Source organism: Jatrophihabitans lederbergiae, from assembly GCF_031845305.1.
Taxonomy (GTDB): Bacteria; Actinomycetota; Actinomycetes; order Mycobacteriales; family Jatrophihabitantaceae; genus Jatrophihabitans_A; species Jatrophihabitans_A lederbergiae.
In genome coordinates, this window is sequence record NZ_JAVREH010000150.1 from 1 (window position 1) to 1,666 (window position 1,666).

The window sequence follows — 1,666 nt, forward strand, 5'->3', positions numbered from 1 at the left end:
CCCGAAACTTTCACGCAGCGCCTGTTGGTCGTCGTTGTTGAGGCGGAAGCCTCTGTGGTTTCCGATTGTGCCGTGGGGGCATGACAATTTGGCCGAGTCGCTCGGTTCGCCGGTTCCACATGCCGGTGTGTTCTGGTTGTCGAGGCGGTTGGGGGTGGGTTCAGCCTGGTGCTGGGACCAGCCGGAGGCGGTCGATGCCGGCGGCAAGCAGCGTTGCCCACGGGGTGTGGGCTGAGAGATGCAGGCGTCGGGTTCGGCCGTGGTCAGCGAGCCGGGCAGCGATCGAGAACAGCCGCAGCCGCAGCCGTTTGGGTTCCCACCGGCGTGCCGGTTCGTCGGCGAAGGCGAGCATCTGAAGCCAGGCGGTGAGCTCGACGGCCAAGGCGACGATCGCGAGCCAGATCCGGTTCTGGTCGAAGTCGTGCAGCGGCAGGTTCCGCAGGCCGGTGTCTTTGGCGACCCTGATCCGGTCCTCACACCTCGCGCGCCGGCGGTGGCGCAGTTCGAGGTCAGCGAGTTGGCCGCGGGTGGTGTTGGTCGCGAACGCGGTGACCCGGTTGCCGTCGTGGTCGGTGATCCGTAGTTGCGCGCCGGGGTGGGGTCGTTCTTTGCGGAGGATGACGCGCATCCCCTCGGGCCACGACGCGAGGTTCAGCAGGCCGGTGGCTTCGGCGACAAACGCCCCGGACCGGATCTGGCCGTCGCCGTCGTAGGCCGGCTGCCACACTTCAGCCTTGTCGAGCATGGCCAACTGGTTTGTGAAGGTGTCGGGCAGGGGAAACCCGACCGAGTACTGCACCCGCTGCCCGGTCAGCCACGACAGGAACTCGTGGGTGCCGCCAGCGCCGTCGGCGCGGACCAGCACCGATCTGCCCGGCCGGCGGCCGGGCTGGTGTCCGGGGAGCTGCGCGAACGCCGCCTTGAGCACGGCGATGTGGTCGGCGGCGGTGTTTGAGCCCGCGTTTCCCTTGCGCAGCATGACTGAAAGAGGCTCACCGGTCCCGCCCAGGCCGTGGTCGGCGAACGTCAGCAAGGGGTGGAACCCGAACCCTTTCTTGAACGTCGGTGCCGCGTTCTCCTTCTCTGAGTGCGCCGTCACGAGGGTGGCGTCGACGTCGATCACCACCGGGTTATCCGCGCTCGCGGCGTGGTCCGGGGCGTGTTCCCCGGCGGTTGCCCACACCCTGGCCCGGGCCGCCGCCCGCACAGAGTCGATCGCTTTCAGGGCCCGGTCGGCGTCTGCGGCGAGGGTGTCGACCAGCCGCGACACCGTCGGGTCCGAGGCCACCTGGCCGAACACCGCAGGCTCGGCGCGCAGCACCGCCACGTCGGCCAAGCAGTCCCCGCCCACCGCCAACGCCAGCGCCACATCGGCCACGATCTTGCCCGGATCATGACGCGCCAGGGGCTTGCGCCACCGATCCAGAGCCTGCGACAAGCCCCAGTCCAGGCCCGAAGCCCGGACGGTCTCGACCAACGCCACCGCCCCGGCCTGGGACACGGTCCTGGTCGCTGCCGTGTCGATGTGGACACCCGGATACAAACCGATATTCTTCACCCTGAAGGTGCTCCTTGTTGACGACGATCTGGCCTCAAGAACCTCGATCATCGTTGACCTGGAGCACTTTTCAGTTCACCGGCACGCCGCCACCATGAAAGCCCCGGG

At 68.3% G+C, this 1,666-nt stretch carries 1 protein-coding gene; it reads right to left on the minus strand.

The window, feature by feature from the left end:
• Positions 1-160 precede the first annotated feature (160 nt).
• Positions 161-1,609: an IS1380 family transposase gene (locus RM423_RS24630; protein WP_449555816.1), complete on the minus strand. Its 1,449-nt coding sequence runs from the start codon at positions 1,607-1,609 to the stop codon at positions 161-163.
• Positions 1,610-1,666 lie beyond the last annotated feature (57 nt).